Annotated in this window: 16 protein-coding genes and 1 other annotated feature; of the genes, 14 read left to right on the forward strand and 2 right to left on the reverse strand. The window is 49.4% G+C overall.

Annotated elements, in window-relative coordinates:
• Nucleotides 1–91 precede the first annotated feature (91 nt).
• Nucleotides 92–2,362, forward strand: a complete 2,271-nt coding sequence (locus tag WMO65_RS17060; RefSeq protein ID WP_052099708.1) for a sensor domain-containing diguanylate cyclase — start codon at nucleotides 92–94, stop codon at nucleotides 2,360–2,362.
• A 62-nt stretch (nucleotides 2,363–2,424) separates the two neighbouring features.
• On the opposite strand, the gene ilvN is transcribed toward WMO65_RS17060, so the two are convergent.
• Both ilvN and ilvB read right to left on the reverse strand, forming a co-directional pair.
• Nucleotides 2,425–2,922, reverse strand: coding sequence for an acetolactate synthase small subunit (gene ilvN, locus WMO65_RS17065; protein WP_033143634.1), 498 nt, complete (start codon nucleotides 2,920–2,922; stop codon nucleotides 2,425–2,427).
• A 12-nt stretch (nucleotides 2,923–2,934) separates the two neighbouring features.
• The gene (gene ilvB / locus WMO65_RS17070) at nucleotides 2,935–4,653 is read right to left on the reverse strand and encodes a biosynthetic-type acetolactate synthase large subunit (RefSeq protein WP_330425239.1); all 1,719 of its coding nucleotides are present in this window, start codon (nucleotides 4,651–4,653) and stop codon (nucleotides 2,935–2,937) included.
• A gap of 72 nt (nucleotides 4,654–4,725) precedes the next feature.
• Nucleotides 4,726–4,988: a binding site (T-box leader), on the reverse strand.
• 131 nt (nucleotides 4,989–5,119) lie between these two features.
• On the opposite strand from ilvB, the gene WMO65_RS17075 reads away from it, so the two are divergent.
• The 13 genes from WMO65_RS17075 to WMO65_RS17135 all read left to right on the forward strand — a co-directional run bounded on the left by WMO65_RS17075 (nucleotide 5,120) and on the right by WMO65_RS17135 (nucleotide 15,422).
• Entirely contained in the window at nucleotides 5,120–5,470 is a 351-nt protein-coding gene (locus WMO65_RS17075; RefSeq protein ID WP_033144020.1) for an MmcQ/YjbR family DNA-binding protein, read from the forward strand.
• A 32-nt stretch (nucleotides 5,471–5,502) separates the two neighbouring features.
• A complete protein-coding gene (locus tag WMO65_RS17080) occupies nucleotides 5,503–6,042 on the forward strand; it encodes a rubrerythrin family protein (RefSeq protein ID WP_033144019.1) in 540 nt (179 codons plus the stop codon).
• Nucleotides 6,043–6,161: 119 nt separating this feature from the next.
• Entirely contained in the window at nucleotides 6,162–7,142 is a 981-nt protein-coding gene (gene moaA, locus WMO65_RS17085) for a GTP 3',8-cyclase MoaA (RefSeq protein ID WP_033144018.1), read from the forward strand.
• A gap of 5 nt (nucleotides 7,143–7,147) precedes the next feature.
• On the forward strand, nucleotides 7,148–7,582 hold the full coding sequence (locus tag WMO65_RS17090) for an MOSC domain-containing protein (protein WP_033144025.1): 435 nt from the start codon (nucleotides 7,148–7,150) through the stop codon (nucleotides 7,580–7,582).
• Between the two features lie 99 nt (nucleotides 7,583–7,681).
• Nucleotides 7,682–9,148 carry an FAD-dependent oxidoreductase gene (locus tag WMO65_RS17095; protein WP_148392080.1) on the forward strand — a complete coding sequence of 489 codons (1,467 nt, stop codon included), beginning with the start codon at nucleotides 7,682–7,684 and terminating at the stop codon, nucleotides 9,146–9,148.
• 169 nt (nucleotides 9,149–9,317) lie between these two features.
• On the forward strand, nucleotides 9,318–9,917 hold the full coding sequence (locus WMO65_RS17100) for a cytidylate kinase-like family protein (RefSeq protein ID WP_148392081.1): 600 nt from the start codon (nucleotides 9,318–9,320) through the stop codon (nucleotides 9,915–9,917).
• 78 nt (nucleotides 9,918–9,995) lie between these two features.
• Nucleotides 9,996–10,592, forward strand: coding sequence for a rubrerythrin (rbr, locus tag WMO65_RS17105; protein ID WP_033144017.1), 597 nt, complete (start codon nucleotides 9,996–9,998; stop codon nucleotides 10,590–10,592).
• A gap of 631 nt (nucleotides 10,593–11,223) precedes the next feature.
• Nucleotides 11,224–11,721, forward strand: coding sequence for a GNAT family N-acetyltransferase (locus tag WMO65_RS17110; protein WP_148392082.1), 498 nt, complete (start codon nucleotides 11,224–11,226; stop codon nucleotides 11,719–11,721).
• A gap of 2 nt (nucleotides 11,722–11,723) precedes the next feature.
• Nucleotides 11,724–12,266, forward strand: a complete 543-nt coding sequence (locus tag WMO65_RS17115) for a GNAT family N-acetyltransferase (RefSeq protein WP_148392083.1) — start codon at nucleotides 11,724–11,726, stop codon at nucleotides 12,264–12,266.
• 3 nt (nucleotides 12,267–12,269) lie between these two features.
• Nucleotides 12,270–12,932 carry an SGNH/GDSL hydrolase family protein gene (locus WMO65_RS17120; protein ID WP_148392084.1) on the forward strand — a complete coding sequence of 221 codons (663 nt, stop codon included), beginning with the start codon at nucleotides 12,270–12,272 and terminating at the stop codon, nucleotides 12,930–12,932.
• On the forward strand, nucleotides 12,929–13,801 hold the full coding sequence (locus WMO65_RS17125) for a methionyl aminopeptidase (protein WP_148392085.1): 873 nt from the start codon (nucleotides 12,929–12,931) through the stop codon (nucleotides 13,799–13,801). The genes WMO65_RS17120 and WMO65_RS17125 overlap by 4 nt, the downstream gene beginning before the upstream one ends.
• Nucleotides 13,795–14,388 (forward strand): M48 family metallopeptidase, encoded by a 594-nt coding sequence (locus tag WMO65_RS17130; protein ID WP_148392086.1) that lies wholly within the window; start codon nucleotides 13,795–13,797, stop codon nucleotides 14,386–14,388. Before WMO65_RS17125 ends, WMO65_RS17130 begins: the two co-directional genes overlap by 7 nt.
• A gap of 104 nt (nucleotides 14,389–14,492) precedes the next feature.
• On the forward strand, nucleotides 14,493–15,422 hold the full coding sequence (locus WMO65_RS17135) for a helix-turn-helix transcriptional regulator (RefSeq protein WP_158587347.1): 930 nt from the start codon (nucleotides 14,493–14,495) through the stop codon (nucleotides 15,420–15,422).

Below are 15,422 nucleotides of genomic sequence, written 5' to 3' on the forward strand. Positions count from 1 at the left end.
TTTGTTAGAATGATAGAAAATGAACGTGGTTAACTCTGTTTTCCAATCATAGCCGGATACAGAGGATAACAAATAGGAGCCATATGACAATATGAAGAGCGAAGAGCACAAAATGCCGCTGCCGGAAGAAGTCGGCGGCCGTGACCTGCAGATACTGAGCGATAATATTCCGGGGGGAATGTTTTCCTGCCGTTTTGATGAAAGGCTGACGCTTCTGCAGATGAATAAAGGATTTTTGTCCATGCTGGGATATACACGGCAGGAGATAAGTGATAAATTCCGGAACAGTTTCTGGGAAATGATAGATTACAGAGACCGCCTGCGCACTTTGGAGGAAGTGCAGAGGCAGATTTCCCTTGGACCGGACAAGGAGCTGGAATACCGGATGACCCGCGGGGACGGACGTACCATATGGGTTCTGGATAAGGGTCATCTGGTCCGCGACGAAGAGGGCGCTGGTTATTTCTGCTGTGTGCTGGTGGATGTGACACGGAGTAAGGAGCTGGAAGAGAAGCTGCGCATTTCCCTGGAACGGCACCAGATCATCATGGACCAGACCACAGATATTCTTTTTGAGTGGGATATCCAGGCAGACACCATGACCTTTACAGGGAACTGGGAGAAAAAATTCGGCTGTCCTCCGGTCACACAGCATGTCAGCCGCCTTTTCTGGAAGGCACCATACATCCTGAAGGAGGACCAGATTCTTTTTTCCAAGCTGCTGATGCGCATCCGCAGCGGAGAGCATTACGCAGAGGAGGAAATCCGTATCGTAAGCGGTAAGCAGAAGCCTGTCTGGTGCCGTATCCGGATCACGGGGCTGGCGGACAAGTCAGGGCGCGTGGTGCGGGCTGTGGGCGCCATTCTGGATATTGATGCCGAAAAGAGAAAGGCACAGAATCTTATGGAGCGCGCCCAGCGCGATATGCTGACAAAGCTGTATAATAAGGGTACCAGTCAGGAATATATCCAGGCGGTTCTGGAAGGCAGCGGACCCGAGAGGAAGTCTGCACTTATGATCATTGACCTGGACAATTTCAAGCATATGAATGACACCATGGGACATCTCTTCGGTGATGCCCTTCTGGCGGAGGTTGCGCACACGATCCAGAAGCAGTTCCGCAGTGAGGATATTGTAGGCCGTGTAGGGGGAGATGAATTTTTAGTGTTTCTCGGACAGATACCGGATGTCTCCCTGGCTGAGCAGAAAGCAGCCCAGATCATGAAAGCCATAGGAGAGATGGCAGTACAGGAGCTGACAGATGTGGAGCTGTCCTGCAGCATCGGCATAGCTGTCTTCCCGGACTGCGGCCAGTCCTACAATGAACTTTTTAAACGGGCAGACCAGGCACTGTACCGTGCTAAGAACCGGGGAAAGAATGGATACTGCATAGCAGATGCAAAGCTTTTTTCAGAGGAGTTCCCCCAGAAGCCCTGTAGTGCGGCCAATACCAGGATAGATTCGGATGAGGAGACAGAGGGCAATGTGGAGCTCCGCCTGTTTGAGTATGTGTTCCGGATACTTTATAAATCCTCCAATCCGGATACAGCAGTCAATGCCATACTGGAGGTGATCGGGCGCCAGTTTGACGTGAGCCGTGTCTACATCTTTGAGAATGAGGAGGACCCGGACTACTGTAAGAATACATATGAATGGTGCAACGAGGGTGTGTGGCCGGAGATTGGAAATCTTCAGCATGTGCCCTATGCAGATGATCTGGAGGGCGGATACCAGAGCAATTTCAACGAGAGCGGTGTATTTTACTGCCGTGACATAGATGCACTGACACCGCAGCAGCGGGAGATACTGGAGCCCCAGGGAATCAAGTCCATGCTGCAGTGCGCTATTTACGACAAAGGGAAGTTCAAGGGATTTGTGGGCTTTGACGAGTGCCGTGTCAACCGTTACTGGACCCAGGAACAGGTAAATACACTGGTATTCATCGCGCAGATATTGAGTACCTTTCTCCTGAAACTCCGGGCCCAGGACAATGCGGTGCAGAACGCGGCATCCCTGGAAGCAATCCTTGACAATCAGAGTTCCTGGATCTATGTGGTACATCCGGAGACAAAAGAAATGCTGTATATTAACCGGAAGACGAAAATATGGGTGCCTGAGGCAAAGCCGGGGGTTACCTGCCATAAAGCCTTCTTCCGCCGGGATACGCCCTGTGATTTCTGTCCTGCAAAAGCGCTGGACAGCGCGCATCCCCGCTGCGTCCGGCAGGTTTACAATCCCTTTCTTCAGGTGTGGACATCAGCGGACGCATGCTTTATTGAGTGGAAGGGGGAGCAGGCAGTCCTGCTCACCTGCCATGATATTACGGATCTGAAAAAAGAGGCAGGAGAGGACCGGCAGTAGTACCGGTCAATAGAAAAAGCGGAGTCATGCTGTGATGGGCATGGCTCCACTTTTTTCTGTTTTTATTTATCCTGGATGCTGACACCTTTGATGGCAACACTTCCTCCGCGCACCACCTCAATATTCTTAAAGTAGCTGGAGAAATAGGAAATGATCTCATCATTCCGTTTTTCTGTCTGAAGGCTCTCCAGCAGCATCTCTGTTTTGCCGTAGTCTACGACAGCCAGATGGAAAATAGTTGCAATGCGGAAGATCTCCGTCTTCACAGCCTCGTCGCAGTCCTTGATCTTAATGTACAGAACTTCTTTCCTGTGGATGCGGGAATTGGTGAAGTCAATGACCTCGATGACCTCCACACAGCGGTTTAACTGCTTTTTGATCTGTTCAAAGGTGGCATCATCGCTCTCCACGCTGATGGTCATCCGTGACATGGTGGGATCCTCTGTGGTGCCCACGGTGAGGCTTGTGAGGTTGTATGATTTTCCGGAGAACAGGCCTGCGATCTTTGCCAGCACACCTACTTCATTTTCTACATATAAGGAAATCCATCTTTTCTTCATATTCTTCTCCTCCTAGCAGTCCAAAATCATGTTATGCAGCGGTTTTCCGCCCTGTACCATAGGCAGTACCAGCTCATCACTGTCAATGATAAATTCCAGAATCGTGGGGGCATCCGTATTGCCCTTTGCAAACTGGAAGGCCCGGGCCATATCTTCCTCTTTCTCCACGCGCATGCCATACGCGCCATAGCTCTCCGCCAGTTTTACGAAGTTGGGGGTGTATTCCGGGCAGTCCTTTGACGGGCCCTTGCAGTTGGCGCTGCAGGTCTTTCTGCGGCGTGTACAGGTGGAGGAGTAGCGCTTGTCATAGAAGAGCTGCTGCCACTGACGCACCATGCCCAGATAGCTGTTGTTGAAGATACAGATAATGACCGGAAGGCCGTAGGATACGGCAGTAGCCATCTCCTGAATGTTCATCTGCATGCCGCCGTCACCGGAGACACAGACTACAGGCTTGCCCGGATAGGCGAATTTTGCGCCCAGGGAAGCAGGGAACCCGTATCCCATGGTGCCAAGGCCGCCGGAGGTGAGAAGCTGTTTTTTCTCGTTCATTTCCAGATACTGTGTGACCCACATCTGATGCTGACCTACGTCCGTGACAAAGATGCCTTCCTCGAACTGTTCGTTGATGCACTGCACGATCTTCTGTGGGGTGATGCCTTTGTTCTGGTCCATATCAAGAGGATGTTCCTGCTTCCAGCCGTCGATCTGCTCCAGCCATTCTTTATGTTCACAGCATTTTACGTGCTTTAACAGTGCCTCCATAGCGTCCTTTGCGTCTGCCACGATGGGGATATCCACCTGGATATTCCTGGAGATGGAGGCTGTGTCAATGTCTACATGCACGATCTTGGCATTCTTGGCAAACTCCTCGATCTTGCCTGTGATTCGGTCATTAAACCGGGTTCCTATGGAGAAGAGCAGGTCACATTCGCTGATGGCGTGGTTGGCCGCATAGCAGCCGTGCATTCCCACATTGCCCACATAGAGTTCATGGCTGGTGGGAATGGAGCCCTTACCCATAATAGTAGTGATAACAGGGACTCTTGTGGTCTCCACAAGGGCCAGGGCAGTCTCGTTGGCCCTGCCGATGTTTACACCGCCGCCCATGAGAAACAGGGGCTTTTTGGCTTCTTTTAAGAGGTTGACTGCTTTCTTTAACTGTCCCATGTGTACGCCGCTGCTTGGTTTGTAGCCGCGGATGTGAACCTCCTTGGGATAGTGTTCGTCACCCTCCTGCAGCATGATATCTTTTGGAAGATCAATGAGGACAGGACCTTTTTTGCCGGTATTGGCAATATAGAAGGCTTCCTTGATGATACGGCCAAGGTCGTTCCGGTCGCGTACGGTCACGGCGTATTTGCAGATACCGCGTGTGATCCCCACAATGTCTACCTCCTGGAAGGCGTCATTTCCGATGAGATTTGTGGGAACCTGGCCGGTGAAGCATACCAGGGGAACACTGTCATAGTTGGCAGTGGCGATTCCGGTGACCAGATTGGTGGCACCAGGGCCGCTTGTGACCAGGCAGACGCCTGTGCGTCCGGTAGCTCTGGCATAGCCGTCTGCGGCGTGGATCAGACCCTGCTCGTGGCGGGGGAGTATCACCTGGATGGAATCCTGTTTATACAGCTCATCAAAAATGTCGATGGCGTAACCGCCCGGGTATGCGAAGAGATAATCAATGCCTTCTTTCTGCAGTGCTTTTACAAATAATTCATTTCCTGTCATGGACAAAATCCTCCTTTAACTCATTGTTAGATGGTTTTTACAGAATGAAAAACGCCCTGAACTGAGAATTCAGTTCAGGGCGGATAAGTCATCCGTGGTACCACCTGATTTCAGGAAAAATCCTGCGCTCTGCCAGTACGGATACTAAGAGAAATATCGATACTGTTTTCCCTGTAACGTGGGAAAGAGACGTTGAGGTCTACTGAGAGATATCACATCTCTGTTGGGCTCACTGCTCAGGGGCTACTTCCATACTTCCTTGCTGAAGATTCGCACCAGACATCTTCTCTCTGAAAGCCGGCTGGGTATGTACTCCTCCCCGTCACCGCATTTAACAAAATGCTTTTTTAATTGTTTTATAGCATAACACACAAATTGAATTCTGTCAATGGGTCAAAAATGAACAATTTGACGGGATATATGGAATCCTGTATACTGAAACTGTGTTGAAAGAAAGGAGGCATATATGAGAACTAGAGAGGAAGCAGTTTCGTATTGTCTGAAAATGCCGGATGTGTTTGAGGACTATCCGTTTCATGACCCGAACTGGACCGTCATCCGAATGAAAAGCAGCAGAAAAGTATTTGCATGGATTTTTGAGCGGGAGGGCAATATCTGGGTGAATTTAAAGACAGACCCCCAGTGGAGGGATTTCTGGCGGAGCACCTACACCTCAGTGCTTCCGGCCTATCATCTGAATAAAGAGCACTGGAATTCCGTGATCTTGGACGGCTCCATACCTGAGAAAGAGATATACAGAATGATAGAGGAAAGTTATGACCTGGTGAGAGGAAAGAAATCTACCCGCCGTACATAGAATATTGTAAAACAGGAAACAGCGGAGAGAAGATGGAATTAAGAGAGAGCGAAACCTTTAGGAATCTGATAAAAGCTTACCAAGGAGAACTGCAGGCCAGCGGAAAATACCGCATTTATGCAAAACAGGCCAGGGAAGAGGGCTATATGAACATAGCGGACATTTTTGAGGAGACATCAGGCAATGAGGAGCGGCATGCGGAGCTGTGGCAGAATGTACTGAACGGAGGGCAGATACCGGAAACCAGCAGAAACCTGGAGAAGGCCCATGAGGATGAGAAAAGAGAATGGTCAGACATGTATGCGTCTTTTGCCGAAAAAGCGGAGCAGGAGGGCTTTAAGGGAATTGCCAGGCTTTTTAGAGAGGTGGCGCAGATTGAAAGGCATCATGACTATCGTTTTGAGCAGCTGACCCAGGATATCCTGACCAATCATGTATTCTGCAAGGATATGGACAGAGTATGGATCTGCATGAACTGCGGCCATCTGGCCTACGGGGACTGTGCCCCAATAAGGTGTACGGTGTGCGGTTATCCCCAGGGGTATTTCAGATTGAACTGTGAGGACTACTGACGGCAGATGCACTGCTGGTATTTTGTGTAAAATGTCGTAATTGGGCAAAGTTATAGGTGCAATTTCGGTAAATTTGAGGTATACTGTAGATATATTAAGAAAAACAGGAAGATAAAATTATGTTGGATCAATACAGACGGAATATAGAATATATCCGCATATCCATCACGGACCGCTGTAACCTGCGCTGCATGTACTGCATGCCGGAAGGCGGTATCGAACAGGTGGAACACAGCGATATTCTAACTTATGATGAAATTACCAGACTGTGCCGTATTTTAGCCCTCAAAGGCATCAGCAAGGTAAAGATCACCGGCGGGGAGCCTCTTGTGAGAAAGAATGCGGCAGAGCTGGTGAGAATGATAAAGAGCATACCGGGAATCGACAACGTGACGCTTACCACCAACGGAATCCTGCTGGGGGAACAGATGCAGGATTTGGCGGATGCGGGAATCGACGCAGTGAATATCAGCCTTGACGCGCTGACAGAAGAGATGTTTGAGAAGATCACCAGGAGAAAAGGACTTGACCGGGTATTGGAGGGAATGGATAAGGCCCTTCAGTTCCCTGATGTGCGTGTGAAGGTAAACTGTGTGCTTCTGCACGGAGTCAACGAGGACCAGTGGATCCCCATTGCGGGGCTTGCGAAGGACAGACCCATAGACGTGCGGTTTATTGAGATGATGCCCATAGGGTACGGAAGAAAATACTGCGGCGAAGAGACCGAGGACCATGTACGGCATCTGCTGGAGAAAGCTTACGGCAAAGCGGATTCCCTGAGCGGCAGATTCGGAAACGGTCCCAGTACATATATACTGCCGGATGGTTTTAAGGGGAAGATCGGATTTATCAGCGCCATTTCCCACAAGTTCTGCGGAGACTGCAACCGGGTAAGGCTCACGTCCGAGGGATTTTTAAAACCGTGCCTGCAGTTTTCACACGGGGCAGATATGCGCAGCCTGCTCCGAGACGGAAGTTCAGATGAGCAGATCGGAGCCGTGGCTGAAAAAATCATATTTGAGAAGCCCAGAAGCCACCGCTTTGGCGAGGCGCAGGAGGAAGGGCTGGAAAACAAAAAGATGTCAGAAATTGGAGGATGAATGAGATGGGAAAGGTACTTGCTGTGTGTATCAGCGAAAAGAAAGGAACACAGAAAAAGAACATTCAGGAGGCCAGCTTTATAGAAGATTTTGGCATTGAAAAAGACGCGCATGCGGGAAAATGGCACCGTCAGGTAAGTCTTCTGAGTTATGAAAAGATAGAGGATTTCAGAAACCGGGGCGCTGAGGTGGCGGACGGCGCATTCGGTGAGAATCTGGTGGTCAGCGGATTTGATTTTAAGAACCTGCCCATTGGGACAAGATTCCGCTGCAACGACGTGGTGCTGGAGCTGACACAGATCGGAAAGGAATGCCACCACGGCTGTGAGATATTTAAGAAGATGGGTGACTGCATCATGCCGAGAGAGGGCGTGTTTACCAGGGTGATCCACGGAGGGAAGATCCGGGTAGGCGATGAGATGGTGATCGAGGAAGTGTGACACAGACAGGGACTGCATAAAAAGCGGCCCCTGTTTTTTGTATATCCTGAAAGCATCAGGCGCATTCTAGGAAGAAGGATATACAAAATGGAGGTTGCCATGAAAAGTTTATGGATGGATGAAACAGAAATACAGGATTTTCCGATGCTTATGCAGGATATCACCGTGGATGTGGCTGTAGTGGGAGGCGGAATGGCCGGGATACTGACTGCATACTTACTCAAAGAACAGGGAGTTCACGTGGCTGTGCTGGAAGCGGACAGGATCGGCGGAGGACAGACGGGGAAGACAACAGCCAAGATCACTTCCCAGCATGGAGTGATATATCAGAAACTTTTATCAAAACACGGGCGGGAAGCAGCAGAAAAGTACAGCCTGGAAAACCAAAAGGCAATAGACCGGTATGAGAAAATTGTACAGGACAGACAGATTGCGTGCGGTTTTGTCCGATGTCCTGCATATTTATACACACTGGAAGCACCTGAACTTCTTAAGGAGGAGGCTGAGTGTGCTGCCGGGCTTTCCATCGAAGCCTCCTTTACCAAGGAGACAGAACTTCCTTTTCAGGTGGCAGGCGCAGTGCGGTTTGAAAACCAGGCCAGGTTCCATCCCCTTCTTTTTCTGGAAGCAGCGGCCCGTGACCTGGCAGTCTATGAACACTCAAGAGTGCTGCAGGCAGAGGGGGACAGGCTGGTCACGGAGAACGGGAGTGTCAGGGCGAAAAAAATAGTTTTTGCCTGCCATTACCCCTTTCTCAATATGCCCGGATATTATTTTATGCGGATGCACCAGGAGCGCAGCTATGTAGTGGGGCTTGAACAGGTGCCGGAGCTGGAGGGAATGTATCTGGGCGTAGACAGGGAACAGGCATGGTCTTTCAGAAGTGCCGGGGAGTATCTGCTCTTCGGCGGCGGAGGCCACCGCACCGGAGAAAATCGTACCGGGGGCAAATACGAACTTCTGAGAAGAAAAGCAGCAGAATTCTATCCGGGCAGCAGAGTGCGGTACCAGTGGTCTGCCCAGGACTGCATGCCCATGGACCAGATTCCTTATATCGGCAGGTTTTCTGCGGAGACTCCGGACTGGTATGCTGCCACGGGATTCGGAAAGTGGGGAATGAGCTCTTCCATGGCAGCGGCCGGTATGATAACGGAGAGTATCCTGGGGGAGGAAGATGACGGGAAAGTGTTCGGCATCTTTTCTCCCCAGCGGTTTACCCCAAGGGCTTCTGCCGGGAATTTCTGTAAGGACAGTGTCCACGCGGTGAAGGATTTAAGCCGGCGTATTTTCACACCGGGAAGAAGTGACCTGGAGGAACTTCCTGTGGGACACGGCGGCATTGTTGAGTATGACGGGGAAAAAGTGGGGGCATACAGGGATGAGGAGGGGGAAATCTATCTGGTGTCCGCAAAATGTCCCCATCTGGGATGCCAGTTAGAATGGAATCCCGATGAAAAATGTTTTGAGTGTCCCTGCCACGGCTCCAGGTTCGACCATATGGGGCATTGTGTGGATGGCCCGGCACAGACGGGAATCGCGCTTGCGCAGGAGGAAGATTCCCATTGAAAAAAGTTGTAAAAGTTGCGAAAATTTAGTATAATTAAGATAAGAGTTCAGTCTTTTGTCGGTGAAAAGCCGGAAGACTGAAACCTGCGGATACCGGAAAACGCAGCCGAAGGATTCTGCAAGGGACAGAGCCCTCCGGCGCCATGTGAATAGGGAAGGATGGTATGTTATGGGTAAAGTGATAGCACTTGGCAGGGAATTTGGCAGTAACGGAAGGAAGATCGCCCAGGATCTGGCGGAACATTTGGGTATCAAGTATTATGACAAGGATTTGATCACACTTGCGGCCAAGAAAAAGAACCTTCCGGAGGAGAAGTTAGAGGAAGTGGATGAGAAGCGGGAGAGTCCCTGGAGATACTCTTTTGATGAGAATATGGCCATGGAGCGTCAGTTTCACTATGAACCTCTCAATGATGTGCTGTTCAATGCGCAGTCGGAGATCATTGAGGAGGCTGCAAAGAGGGAAGACTGTGTGATCGTAGGACGGTGCGCAAATTACATTCTCAGGGATAAAACGGACTGCAGAAGTGTCTTTATCTACGCGCCTATGGAGGAAAGGATCAAAACTATCCGGGCGCGGACCGTATGGGATGAAAAAGGGGCAGAGCAGCTCATAAAAAAAGTGGATAAACAGAGAAAATACTATTACAACAACTATACAGACGAGAAATGGGGCAGCATGAAGGGATACGACCTGTGTCTGGACAGCAGCCGTTTTACCAGGGAACAGATCCTGGAAATCCTGGTTGCCCTGTACAATACCATCTGATACGGCTGTAACATTCAGGTATAAAATTGTATCTTCTGGAAAAAATAACATGGAAAATAAATTCCAGGAGGCAATTGTATGTCTGTAGATTTTAGAGAAAGCGTAACAAAAGAGAACCTGATGCGCGCCTTTGCAGGCGAAAGTCAGGCCAGAAACCGCTACACCTTTGCAGCAGCCCAGGCGAAAAAAGAACATCTGCATGTTGTGGAAGCTGTGTTCAACTATACGGCTGACCAGGAGCGCCAGCATGCCTACATTTTTTACCAGCATTTAAAGGAGATGGCAGGGGAGACCATTCAGATCGACGGCGGTTACCCGGTAGATATCTCTCCGGATATGGATAAACTTCTCCGTATGGCACAGCACAATGAATATGAAGAGCATGATGATGTGTATAAGAACTTCGGGGATAAGGCGAAAGAGGAAGGGTTTACACAGATCGCGAATTCTTTTCATATGATCGCTGATATTGAAAAATTCCATGGAGACCGTTTCGGAAAATTCGCACAGTTTCTGGAGGACAAGAATCTCTTTGTATCAGATGTGGAGACCGGATGGATCTGCTTAAAATGCGGTTATATCCACTGGGGCAAGGAAGCGCCTAAGAAATGTCCGGTATGTTCCCATGACCAGGGATATTTTATCCGGCTGGAGCTTTCACCGTTTGCACATTAAAACAGTATGCAGTATTATGAACCAGACCCTTTGGGAGAAATCCTGAAGGGTTTCTTTCATGTACTGCAGACAGCAGACAACATTCTTCCGGTATGGAAGGATGCAGCAGAATGTTTTTCAGACAATAGGAAAGAGTCATTCGAAGTTTACATTCCGAATGACTCTTTTAATCTGATGTGTCCATGGGACTTTACCTTCCTTTTTTTATTATGGGTTAAATCGTTATGTTCTTGGTGGTCCGTACCTTCCTTTCTTTAAAATTATGAATGGTAATTTACGTTTTCGGTGGTATCAGTCCTTTCTGTTTTTTATTTTGTTCTCTCTTTGTTTATGGCTTTATTATAACAGTCATGTTTTCATTTGTCAAGAAGTAAAATGAAAATTTATCAATAAAAATTCATGTAACTGTAAAGAGAATGAAAATTATATTATTATCTGAAAATTATAAAGGATTCATACAACGGGAACCTCAGATAAATCCTGCAGGCCCGGTGGAAAAACAGAAAAAACCGTGGTATACTGTGCATATCGTGCTTTGGGGGCCATGCGCAGGTGTATGCGTATTCTGTGGAACGGCCATTATCCGGTCATGGCAGCCCCGGAGTGAATCACAGGAGAGGATGAGACAGAGATGGATGCAGAGTTTCATATTCGCAGAGCAGAAGAAAAAGATATAGATGAAGTCATGTCCCTGTATGAGCATGCCAGAAAGTACAAGGCAGAGAACGGCAATCCCGGACAGTGGGTAAACGGCTACCCGGCGCGGGAAGACATAGAAAAGGATTTAAACCGCAGCGCCTTATATCTCTGTGAGTCATCGGACGGAACAGAGGGTGTTTTTATGTTCGAGACAGGAGAAGAACCCAATTACCGGAGGATAGAGAATGGCTGCTGGCTGAATGAAAAGCCCTATGGATTCCTGCACCGGATAGCCTCTGCAGGGAGAAAGAAGGGCGTGGCTTCTTTTTGTGTACAGTGGTGTCTGGCCCGGTGCGGCAACATGCGGGGAGATACCCACAGGGATAATAAACCTATGCAGCAGGTATTTGAAAAGAATGGTTTCAAACGCTGCGGAACTGTATACATGGAAGATGGAACACCGAGGATCGCATATCAGAAGGAGTTATGATCATGAAAAATGCTGTGCTTACGACGGAGCGTCTTGTGCTCAGGGAATTGTGCAGGGAAGACCAGGCAGCTCTGAACAAAATGCTGCAGGACCCGGAAGTGATGTATGCCTATGCCCATGCTTTTTCCGATGAGGAGGCAGAGGAGTGGCTGGAAAGGCAGCTTGCCCGTTACAGGCAGTATGGTTTTGGCCTGTGGGCAGTTATATCGAAAGAGACAGGAGAATTGATCGGCCAGTGCGGCCTTACCATGCAGGAATGCGGGGAAGAACAGGTGCTGGAGGTTGGATATCTGTTCTGTAAAGAATTCTGGCACCACGGCTACGCTGCGGAAGCTGCCAGGGCCTGCAGGGATTACGCGTTTGAGACATTAAAGGCTGATAAAGTCTATTCTATTATCCGGGATAACAATACGTCGTCCCGGAATGTGGCCAGAAGAAACGGCATGAAGATAACAGGTTCCTTTGTGAAGCATTACTATGGGCTCGACATGCCCCATGATCTGTTTTGCATTACAAGAGAAGAATACGAGGCAATGGAGAAATAAGAGATGAAAAATGTATTATGCTATGGAGATTCCAATACCCACGGATATGACGGCGTGACCGGGGGCCGTTTTCCCTGGGGCGTGCGCTGGACCAGTCTGGTGCAGGAGGCCCTGAAGGAGGAACAGGTTCGAATCATCGAGGAAGGACAGAATGGAAGGACGACCGTCTGGGATGATCCCATTGAAGGGATGAAAAGCGGGCTGAAATATCTGATTCCCTGTCTGGAAAGCCACAGTCCTCTGGATGTGGTGGTGCTGATGCTGGGGACAAATGATATAAAACAGCGGTTTTCCCTGTCTGCGTCCGATGTGGCAGCAGGAGCGGAGACTTTGGTGAAGACCATAAAGATGTATTTCCGGGAGAACCGGGAGCCGGTGCCGGAGATCCTGCTGGTATCCCCTCTTAAGATCCGGGAGGAGATCGTGGACCACAAATTCTCCCCCATGTTCGGCGGAGAGCGGGCAGTGAAGATCTCCGAAGAGCTGGCCGGATATTACAGGGAGACAGCGAAGCGGCAGGGCTGCGCCTTTTTGGATGCGGCGTCTGTGACTATGCCCGGTGCGGAGGATTCTGTCCATCTGGACCCTGAGGGACACAGAGTTTTTGCGGAGGCTGTGACAGAAAAATTAAGGGAGATTTTAAGGGAAAGGAAGGAAATAAATTGAATCGTTTAGGGAGAAATGATGTCTGCTGGTGCGGCAGCGGGAAAAAATATAAAAAATGCCACGGGCCTTTTGATGATAAGCTGATTCATCTGCAGTCCCAGGGGCGAATCGTCCCGAAGCGGGAGATCATTAAAACACCGGAGCAGATTGCCGGGATCAGGAAGAGCGCTGAGATCAATGTTGCCATTCTGGATTATGTTGCAGAGCATATCAAAGAGGGAATATCTACAGCCGAAATTGACCGCTGGGTATATGACATCACCGCAAAGGCAGGGGCAGTGCCGGCCCCTCTCGGCTATGAAGGATTTCCAAAGAGCGTCTGCACCTCCATTGACAATCAGGTGTGTCATGGCATTCCCTCAGAAGAGATCATTCTTAAGGAGGGGGATATCATCAATGTGGATGTGTCCACGATTTTGAACGGCTATTACTCTGACTCCTCCAGAATGTTCTGTATCGGTGACGTGGGGGAGGAGAAGGAGCGCCTTGTGCGTGTCACAAAAGAGTGTGTGGAAAAGGGACTGGAGCAGGTAAGGCCCTGGGGTTTTCTGGGGGATATGAGCCAGGCAGTCCATGAGCATGCAGAGAAAAACGGTTACAGCGTAGTGAAGGAAATCGGAGGGCACGGTATTGGCCTGGATTTCCATGAGGACCCATGGGTTGGGTATATCGGCAGGGCCGATACAGGCATGGTGATGGCGCCGGGACTTATGTTCACCATAGAACCTATGGTCAATATGGGCGCCAGTGATATCTTTATTGATGACGAAGACGGCTGGACTGTTTATACAGAGGACGGACTGCCCTCCGCCCAGTGGGAGATCATGGTGCTTGTGACAGAGAACGGACCGGAGGTCCTGGCATGGTAAAGACCTCCGGGAAAAGTGTAAAGATTTATCATCTTACGGAGAACGGACTGGACATCCAGGTCACAAAAAAAGCCATCCGCAATATGTATCTGCGCGTGGGCGCGGACGGGAGCGTTCGTGTATCCGCACCGCTTCGGATGCCGGAACATGATATCAGACGTTTCATCCGGGAGAGAAGTGACTGGATCGAAGCAAAACGGCAGGGAAAAAGAAAGAGTCCGCAGCCCTGGGAATTATATGAAGGCCCGGAGCGGGAGGAAAAGAAGCGGGAGTGCAGAACACGTCTGGAGGAAATACTGCCTCAGGTCATACAGGAGTGTGAAGAGAGAGTGGGTGTCCACGCCGAGGAGTGGCGCCTGCGGGATATGAAAACCAGGTGGGGTACCTGCAATGTGGAGAAAAGGAGGATCTGGCTCAATGTCTGGCTGGGGGAATATCCCAGGGAATGTCTGGAATATGTGGTCACCCATGAGCTGGTCCACCTTTTAGAACGGGGACACAACCGGATTTTTTATGGATATATGGATGCGTTCTGCCCCCGGTGGAAAAGTGTGAAAACCCGCTTAAACAGCGGGGTGCAACCGTAAGTTTACATGGATTTCCTCAAAAGCAACAGGAAATTGGTAGTGTTTACATGAACGCAATTCTATAATGATTCCAAAATCAAGATTAAGAAATGGAGGAAATCATTATGAGTTTTGGAGAGAATCTGCAGTATTACAGGAAGAGGGAGGAGATCACACAGGAACAGCTTGCAGAGAAGATGGAGGTGTCCAGACAGACAATTTCCAAATGGGAAGCAGGCACTTCTTATCCTGAGATGGAAAAAATCCTGCAGCTCTGTGATCTGTTTTCCTGCAGTATGGATACCCTTATGCGGGGAGACGCACAAGCGGAGCGTGTAGAAGATTCCTCAAAATATGAAGAGCACATGAACAGCTTTGGAAAAGCAGTTACTTTATGTGTGGGATTACTGATAATAGGAGGTGCCTTCACCACTCTTTTTGAGGGGATGGAAGGTTTTATGAAAAATCTGCAGGATATTGTGATGCTGCCCTTTGTGATCGTAGCTGTACTGACGGTGGTGGTTGCAGGAATCCGGCACAGCGATTTTACAAAAAAGCATCCTTACATCCAGCCCTTCTATACGGAGGAGGAGACAGACCGGTTTAACCGCGTCTTTTCAGTGAGGATCGCAGCAGGTATCGGGATCATTCTGATGAGTATTGTGGCAGATGAACTGCAGAAGTTTCTGCCTGCGCCTTTTGGGGTGGAGGCATCCGCATTTTACAGCTTTGTGATGCTTCTCATGGTCAGTGTGGGTGTTATGCTTCTGGTCCATACAGGCCTTGCAAAAAGCAAATATAATATAGAGGAGTACAATAAAGAGCATGATCCGCTGTACCGTGAGCGTCTGACACCGGAGCAGCTGCGTATGCTGGATGAGGAAAGCCATATGCCGCTGGCTGCCAAATGGTCAGCCTGCATCATGATCGTGACAACGGCAGTTTTCCTGCTCTGGAGTTTTTTGCAGAATGCCTGGCAGGTGAGCTGGGTCCTATTCCCGGTAGGCGGCCTGTTCTGCGGAATCGCTTATATTGTGCTGGGACAGAAAAAATAG

It is taken from the genome of Blautia caccae (assembly GCF_040095955.1).
GTDB classification, from domain to species: Bacteria; Bacillota; Clostridia; order Lachnospirales; family Lachnospiraceae; genus Blautia; species Blautia celeris.

Bases quoted from the DNA above. Each gene is read 5' to 3' on its own strand.
- WMO65_RS17060 (WP_052099708.1), top strand. From the start codon at position 92: ATGAAGAGCGAAGAGCACAAAATGCCGCTGCCGGAAGAAGTCGGCGGC.
- ilvN (WP_033143634.1), bottom strand. From the start codon at position 2,922: ATGAAGAAAAGATGGATTTCCTTATATGTAGAAAATGAAGTAGGTGTG.
- WMO65_RS17120 (WP_148392084.1), top strand. From the start codon at position 12,270: ATGAAAAATGTATTATGCTATGGAGATTCCAATACCCACGGATATGAC.
- WMO65_RS17115 (WP_148392083.1), top strand. From the start codon at position 11,724: ATGAAAAATGCTGTGCTTACGACGGAGCGTCTTGTGCTCAGGGAATTG.
- ilvB (WP_330425239.1), bottom strand. From the start codon at position 4,653: ATGACAGGAAATGAATTATTTGTAAAAGCACTGCAGAAAGAAGGCATT.
- WMO65_RS17135 (WP_158587347.1), top strand. From the start codon at position 14,493: ATGAGTTTTGGAGAGAATCTGCAGTATTACAGGAAGAGGGAGGAGATC.
- moaA (WP_033144018.1), top strand. From the start codon at position 6,162: ATGTTGGATCAATACAGACGGAATATAGAATATATCCGCATATCCATC.
- WMO65_RS17075 (WP_033144020.1), top strand. From the start codon at position 5,120: ATGAGAACTAGAGAGGAAGCAGTTTCGTATTGTCTGAAAATGCCGGAT.
- WMO65_RS17090 (WP_033144025.1), top strand. From the start codon at position 7,148: ATGGGAAAGGTACTTGCTGTGTGTATCAGCGAAAAGAAAGGAACACAG.
- WMO65_RS17130 (WP_148392086.1), top strand. From the start codon at position 13,795: ATGGTAAAGACCTCCGGGAAAAGTGTAAAGATTTATCATCTTACGGAG.
- WMO65_RS17095 (WP_148392080.1), top strand. From the start codon at position 7,682: ATGAAAAGTTTATGGATGGATGAAACAGAAATACAGGATTTTCCGATG.
- rbr (WP_033144017.1), top strand. From the start codon at position 9,996: ATGTCTGTAGATTTTAGAGAAAGCGTAACAAAAGAGAACCTGATGCGC.
- WMO65_RS17110 (WP_148392082.1), top strand. From the start codon at position 11,224: ATGGATGCAGAGTTTCATATTCGCAGAGCAGAAGAAAAAGATATAGAT.
- WMO65_RS17100 (WP_148392081.1), top strand. From the start codon at position 9,318: ATGGGTAAAGTGATAGCACTTGGCAGGGAATTTGGCAGTAACGGAAGG.
- WMO65_RS17080 (WP_033144019.1), top strand. From the start codon at position 5,503: ATGGAATTAAGAGAGAGCGAAACCTTTAGGAATCTGATAAAAGCTTAC.